This is a genomic window from Citrobacter sp. Cpo142 (assembly GCF_030332425.1).
In the GTDB taxonomy this organism is placed as follows: Bacteria; Pseudomonadota; Gammaproteobacteria; order Enterobacterales; family Enterobacteriaceae; genus Citrobacter; species Citrobacter portucalensis.
On record NZ_JAOWHW010000106.1, the window covers coordinates 1 to 6,534 of the forward strand.

The following is a 6,534-nucleotide window of genomic DNA, read 5'->3' on the forward strand; positions in this document are numbered from 1 at the left end:
TCAGGACCCACGAAGGCTGGCTGTATCTTGCCGTTGTTGTTGATCTGTTCTCACGCAAAATTATCGGCTGGTCCATGCAACCCCGGATGACAAAGGACATTGTCCTGAACGCACTGCTGATGGCTGTATGGCGGCGTAATCCCGAAAAACAGGTGCTGGTTCATTCGGATCAGGGCAGTCAGTACACAAGCCATGAATGGCAGTCGTTCCTGAAATCACACGGCCTGGAGGGCAGCATGAGCCGTCGCGGTAACTGCCATGATAATGCGGTTGCAGAAAGCTTTTTCCAGTTGTTGAAACGCGAACGGATAAAGAAAAAGATCTACGGAACGCGGGAAGAAGCCCGCAGTGATATTTTTGATTACATCGAAATGTTTTATAACAGTAAGCGTCGGCATGGTTCTAGCGAACAGATGTCACCGACAGAATATGAAAACCAGTATTATCAACGGCTCGGAAGTGTCTAGATTATCCGTGGCGATTCAGCAATCTTTACAGGTTGAATTTAATGAACAAAATATAATCAGTATTGCCAGCCATATAAAAGGAGAAAATGCAGTCGCTGGGAATTATCATGGTTCTGCATGGTTGATCGCAACTTATGAGTAACCCGTTTCAAAAAATGTAACAACTTTGGTTGACCGTAAACATTCGTTATCGACTCGTCACCTTGAATGATACCTAGATAGGCCAGCGCTTTTTGTCCTTATCCTTATATGGTGTTTGGCTTACGGTTCAACAGATTTTTCTATTGAGCGATACGTTGGATAAAACTGGATGGTGTTTGCCCTAACCACTTTTTAAACATAGTTGAAAACGATCCGACGCTGTTATATCCCAAGTCAAAAGCGACTTCGGTGATCGATTTCCCAGCTGAAATATGCGTGATCGCACTGAGTAAACAAGCCTGTTGGCGCCAATCTGAAAATGACAATCCAGTTTGAGCCCCAAAAAAACGACTAAAAGAGCGTTCACTTTTATGCAGTTTTTCAGCCCATTCATGGGGTAAGGATGTAATTTTCGGCGATTTTAGGAACTCTCGGCATAGTTTAGCTAAGTTTGCATCTCGGGGGATCGGTGCATAAAAAGGTAGGGGGGCTGCACGGGCGATTTCATGTAATGTCAGCTGGATTAATACGCCATCTCGCCCATTAAGATCATATTCTATTGGCATATCAACAGATTCGAGTAATAGCTGACGTAATAATGGAGATACTCGCAATACCTCGCATTTCTGATTTTGCCGTGGTGCAGCGGTAGGCTCGATATATAGGCTGCGTGTACTTACATTCAACATACGCGTTTCATGTGCAGTATTTTCAGGGATCCAAACACCACTATCTGGCGGGATAACCCACTCACCGTCAGCGGTACTCACCTCAATGAGACCTGTCGCGCCGTATAAAAATTGAGCACGACGATGAAGGTGTGAATTGAGCAGGATATTCGGGAGGTAGTCAGTGCCGATCGCTAACACATCGCGCTTTACATCATCGACGCTTTTAAGTGGGATATTTCGCATAGTCACCCTTATTGGCTGAGATTCAAATATCATTGTCTATTTTTCGAAAGTTGGCAACTCAATAAATGTTTAATATGACATGGCAACCTAATGTATCTTTGAGGTAGAGTTATTATGGAAAGTAAGCACAATCAGTCGGATGAGCAACTGATTGGCCCGTTAAGTCGTCGCCGGTTTATCCAAGGCAGCTCTGCACTAATGGCTGTTTCTTTCTTAGCATCTAAGTCAGTCGCCTTTCTCCCTACAGACCCGTCAGTTATTCCAACAAAAAACATCTCAACTCAGGATAATGAACGGGTCGTTTCGACTTGCAGTAGTTTTGACTGTGGTGGTAAGTGTGATATCAGAGCGCATGTTAAAGAAGGCGTTGTTACACGTATTAGTACACGGCCTGATGCGGATCTTGATGAAGAGATGCCTATTATGCGAGCTTGCGTTCGTGGACGAAGCTATCGCAAATTTGTCTATCACCCAAACCGCTTAAAATATCCAATGAAACGGGTTGGCAAGCGAGGGGAAGGCCGCTTTGAACGAATAAGTTGGCAAGAGGCCACCAGTTTAATTGCGAGTGAATGGCAACGTATCACTGATCAATATGGCCCAGCTTCGCGTTTTGTGAGCCTAAGTACAGGGGTAACCGGAGGTATTTTTTCAGGCGCTAACATGCTACGCCGCTTGTTTAATTTAACGGGGGGATTTCTGGAAAACTACCATTCAGTCAGCAATGGCAATACGATGGCGGTGACACCCTATACTTATGGCACCTCAGCCAGTGGTAGTACCCTCGATACATTAGAAGATACCCCGCTAGTTATTTTATGGGGACATAATCCTAACGAGACTATTTTTGGTCATACCAACCATTATTTTCAAAAAATGAAGAAAAACGGCACTAAATTTATTGTCGTTGATCCACGCTATTCAGATACGGCTTCATCTTTGGCAGACCAATGGATCCCCATTTTACCTACGACAGATAATGCGCTGATGGATGCAATGATGTATGTAATTATCAGCGAAAATTTACATGACCAAGCGTTTATTGATAAGTATACCCTTGGATTTGATGAACATCAGATGCCAGAAGGTGTTGCTGAAAACGAATCATTAGTTGCTTACTTAATGGGTAAAAAAGACGGTATTGCTAAGACACCTGAATGGGCAGAGCCGATAACCAAAGTCCCCGCAGAAACTATCAAACAGTTAGCGAGAGAATATGCATCGACCAAACCAGCAGCATTAATGCAAGGCTGGGGGCCTCAGCGCCATATTTGTGGTGAGCGTTCTGCGCGAGGTGCGACTTTACTTGCGACGATAACAGGTAATGTTGGTGTTCGTGGCGGTTGGGCCGCTGGATATGGAATGGCGGTAACACCTGATTTACGAAAAACGATTGCAGGGCCTAGCATATTTGAAAATCAAGTGAAAGCGAAAATTAATATCACGAATTGGGTGCAAGCTTGCGAAAATGCAGCACTTGTTACACCTGATAATGGTTTAAAAAATGCAGAAAAATTGGATACTGAAATAAAAATGATTTTCTCGCTTGCGGGAAATTATATGACTAATCAGAACCCTGATATTTTGCATGCAGCACAAGTACTGGAAGATGAAAGTAAAGTCGAATTTATTGTTTGTAGCGATCTTTATCTCACGCCAAGTGCTAAGTATGCTGACTTGTTATTACCTGAAACCAGTTTTTTAGAACGTTGGAATATTGGTGGAACTTGGGGGCCAGGTGATTACATTATTTTATCCGAAAAGGTGATTGAGCCTGAGTTTGAGCGACGTAGTGACTACGATTGGTTGTGTGATGTTGCTGATAAATTGGGAGTTAGTGAGCAATTTAGTGAAGGGCGCACCGAAAAACAGTGGATAGAATATTTAGTGAACGATGCGCATGTAAAACGCCCTGAAGATGGCATCCCAACATTTGATGAGCTGTTAGTTAAACGTCGTCACTTATTAAAACATAAGCCACATACAGGTCATGTTGCTTTCGAAAAAAATATTCAAGATATCGAAGCGCATCCATTTGAAACGCCATCAGGGAAAATTGAAATTTTCTCTAAACGGTTATATGACCGCAACAATCGAGATATACCTGCTTTATCACATTACGTTCCAGCGATAGAAGGCCCTGAAGATAGCTTAACGCTTCGCTACCCTTTGCAATTGATCACTTGGAAAGGGCGAAATCGTGCTAACTCTACTCAGTTTGCAAATCCATGGCTACAGGAAGTTCAGCGACAAGAGCTGTGGATAAATCCAATTGATGCTAAGCAACGCGGTATTGCTGATGGTGAGCGAGTCACTGTGAGTAATGACCGTGGCACGACGATGGTCCCCGTTAAGATCACGCAAAGGATCATGCCTGGAGTTGTCGCTTTACAAGCGGGAGCATGGTGGATGCCTGATAAGAAAGGCATTGACCAAGGTGGATGTGCCAACGTATTAACCTCTGCGCGCAGCACCGCAATGGCACATGGTAATGCGCATCAAACCTTACTGGTGGAGGTAAGCAAAGTATGAGTAAGTTTGAAATTCGGCCTGCTGTTAGTGACCGACAGTTAGGATTTTATATTGACTCGGCACGTTGCTCTGGCTGCAAAGCCTGTCAGGTTTCTTGTAAAGATAAAAACAATCTTGAGGTCGGTCGCAAGTTTCGTCGTGTCTATGAAGTCACTGGGGGGGAGTTTATTGAAAATGGGAAGGGGGGACTGATAAATAATGTCTTCGCTTACACCTTATCGATTTCATGTAACCATTGCAAAGACCCGATGTGTGTCAAAAACTGTCCAACAACGGCAATGCATAAACGCGAAGGTGATGGCATTGTGTTAGTTAATACCGATAAATGTGTTGGTTGTGGTACTTGTGCGTGGTCATGCCCTTATGGTGCACCACAGATGAACCCAGAAACTCAGCAAATGTCTAAATGTGATTTTTGCATTGATTTACAACTAAAAGGTGAATCTCCTGTTTGTGTGGCAACCTGCCCTTTAGGTGCTATTCAGTTTGGTCCTATCGACGAATTAAGAAAACGTTATGGCTCACAAGCCGATGTAAAAGGGTTACCTGATTCATCGATTACTCATCCAAATTTGGTTATCCATCCACATCAAGGTGCAGGGCGTCATACTATGGCATCTCAAGGAGAGAAAAAATGAATGAATGGCCATTATTACTTTTTACGTTTTTAATGCAAACCTCTATTGGCCTAACTTTAATGTTAGTTCTCTCAGCTAAAAAATTAGCGGGCTTATTCGAACAGGGGATTAGTCGTTCATTTTTACTTGGTTACCTTTTTATTGGCTGTGTCTTTGCTGGAATAGGATTGATTTCTTCAATTACTCATTTAGGTGTGCCACTTAATGCACCAAACTCGTTGTTGAATATTTTCTCGTCTTGGCTAAGTCGGGAAGTGGTATTAACAGCGACTTACTTTACGTTTTTAGGATTGGCATTTTTATGGGCATGGTTTAAGAAAGAGTTATCTTATCCATTATTGAGTTTATCGGCTGTCGCTGGGCTATTTGATGTTTATGCGATGGCATCGATTTATCGCTATACATCAGTGTTGGTATGGATGAATGATAATACTTATCTAATGTTTTATGGTGCTACATTCACACTGGGGGCGGCTGGATATTATTTATTAGTTAACTTGTTGCTAAGGTATAAACAAGAGAATGTTGTTAAACATTTGCCTTACCAATGGGGTTGGGGTCTGTGTGCCGTTATTAGTGCCAGTTTATTTATTAGGCTATTGTATCAACCTTATTATGAACGTTATCTGGCCGATACCTCTTATAATAATGAATCAATCACGTTTCCGATTTCCTCCATTGAGGCTTATCAAGATATCGCTTCATTACGTTTAGTCGGTTGGGGGATAGCAATAGTTGCAGCATTCGTGCTTGGGTATAGCGTGCTCCTTCGAACTAAAACTCATATAGGTAATGTAGCTACTGTGAGTCGCCAGAGATTTTTAGTATTGGGATGCTGTGGCGCGATTGTAGGGGAGTTTATGCTGCGTTACTGTTTTTATTATATTCATATTTAACATAAATAGTGACTTTAAAAGGTTTAGATGTTTCTTATGATCCATTTTTTGCATTATGCTGCGGCTTTTAACGTACTAGGGACTTGTTATTTATTTGCACCAAGTGATGAAACAAGTCATAGTGCACTGAATTTTTTTAGGACGGAAAATTTTGCAGAACAGTGGCCTTGTAAAATAGATAGCTCATTGAGTCATCAAATTAAAAGTGCACTAGAAATCAAATTTGAACAATTAAATACTCAGTGGGTGGAGTTATTTATTGGTCCTAATAGCTTACCGGCTCCTCCTTGGGGGTCGGTGTATTTAGATCCTGAAGGCGTGCTGCATGGATCATCAACAGCCGCATTAAGTGAGTTTTTAAAACGAGAAAGATTAAAGTTACATACTAATTATCCTGAACCTTCAGACCACATAGGGTTAATGTTATTTCAAGCTGCTGTCCTTGCTTCAGAAATACGTGAAAAGGCATTAATTGAGTTACTTGATGCACATTTGGGGACTTGGCTACCGTTATTTGCGACACAATTTAAGCATGTTGTTGATAGCCCATTTTATACTGCTCTGACTGAGTTAACGTTAGTTACTGTTAATCAATGCCGCCGATAGTTCTATGATGAATAAGTAAACGGGAGACATTCAATTGCTCCCGTTTTAATTCCATTTATGCACTAAATAATTTTGAGTTAAAAAATAGTAAACGGTGCTATAACAACAAATTTAATATCTTTTTCATCTTGGAAGACATTATTATAACCACCACCCAAACTTGGAATATTGGAATGGTTATCATAGCGTGTATAGTGCAGTTTAAATGTTGTGTCTTTCGCTTTGCCTGATTGGATGGTATACATAATATCAAAATTCCAGGTGATGCTGCCAACTTACTGATTTAGTGTATGATGGTGTTTTTGAGGTGCTCCAGTGGCTTCTGTTTCTATCAGCTGTC

7 protein-coding genes and 1 pseudogene are annotated in these 6,534 nt (G+C 41.8%); 6 read left to right on the forward strand and 2 right to left on the reverse strand.

What is annotated here, in order from left to right; all coding sequences use genetic code 11:
- Both OGY18_RS06510 and OGY18_RS06515 read left to right on the forward strand, forming a co-directional pair.
- Positions 1 to 467 (forward strand): IS3 family transposase (locus tag OGY18_RS06510; RefSeq protein ID WP_286552316.1); only part of this gene is annotated, 467 nt, incomplete at its 5' end.
- A gap of 7 nt (positions 468 to 474) precedes the next feature.
- A complete protein-coding gene (locus OGY18_RS06515; RefSeq protein WP_286552318.1) occupies positions 475 to 609 on the forward strand; it encodes a hypothetical protein in 135 nt (44 codons plus the stop codon).
- Between the two features lie 139 nt (positions 610 to 748).
- Here OGY18_RS06515 and OGY18_RS06520 read toward each other — a convergent pair whose 3' ends face one another.
- Positions 749 to 1,522 carry an AraC family transcriptional regulator gene (locus tag OGY18_RS06520; RefSeq protein ID WP_286552320.1) on the reverse strand — a complete coding sequence of 258 codons (774 nt, stop codon included), beginning with the start codon at positions 1,520 to 1,522 and terminating at the stop codon, positions 749 to 751.
- Between the two features lie 114 nt (positions 1,523 to 1,636).
- Here OGY18_RS06520 and OGY18_RS06525 point away from each other — a divergent pair, with 114 nt between their 5' ends.
- Genes OGY18_RS06525 through OGY18_RS06540 form a run of 4 tightly spaced genes read left to right on the forward strand, consistent with a single transcriptional unit; the run spans position 1,637 to position 6,194 of the window.
- Positions 1,637 to 4,054, forward strand: coding sequence for a DMSO/selenate family reductase complex A subunit (locus OGY18_RS06525; RefSeq protein WP_286552322.1), 2,418 nt, complete (start codon positions 1,637 to 1,639; stop codon positions 4,052 to 4,054).
- Positions 4,051 to 4,692, forward strand: coding sequence for a DMSO/selenate family reductase complex B subunit (locus OGY18_RS06530; protein WP_286552324.1), 642 nt, complete (start codon positions 4,051 to 4,053; stop codon positions 4,690 to 4,692). Before OGY18_RS06525 ends, OGY18_RS06530 begins: the two co-directional genes overlap by 4 nt.
- Entirely contained in the window at positions 4,689 to 5,588 is a 900-nt protein-coding gene (locus OGY18_RS06535; RefSeq protein ID WP_286552325.1) for a dimethyl sulfoxide reductase anchor subunit family protein, read from the forward strand. Before OGY18_RS06530 ends, OGY18_RS06535 begins: the two co-directional genes overlap by 4 nt.
- Positions 5,589 to 5,624: 36 nt before the next feature.
- On the forward strand, positions 5,625 to 6,194 hold the full coding sequence (locus tag OGY18_RS06540) for a molecular chaperone TorD family protein (protein ID WP_286552327.1): 570 nt from the start codon (positions 5,625 to 5,627) through the stop codon (positions 6,192 to 6,194).
- Positions 6,195 to 6,271: 77 nt separating this feature from the next.
- On the opposite strand, the pseudogene OGY18_RS06545 reads toward OGY18_RS06540, so the two are convergent.
- Positions 6,272 to 6,454, reverse strand: a pseudogene (locus OGY18_RS06545) (ChiP family protein); the annotation flags it as partial.
- Positions 6,455 to 6,534: the final 80 nt, after the last annotated feature.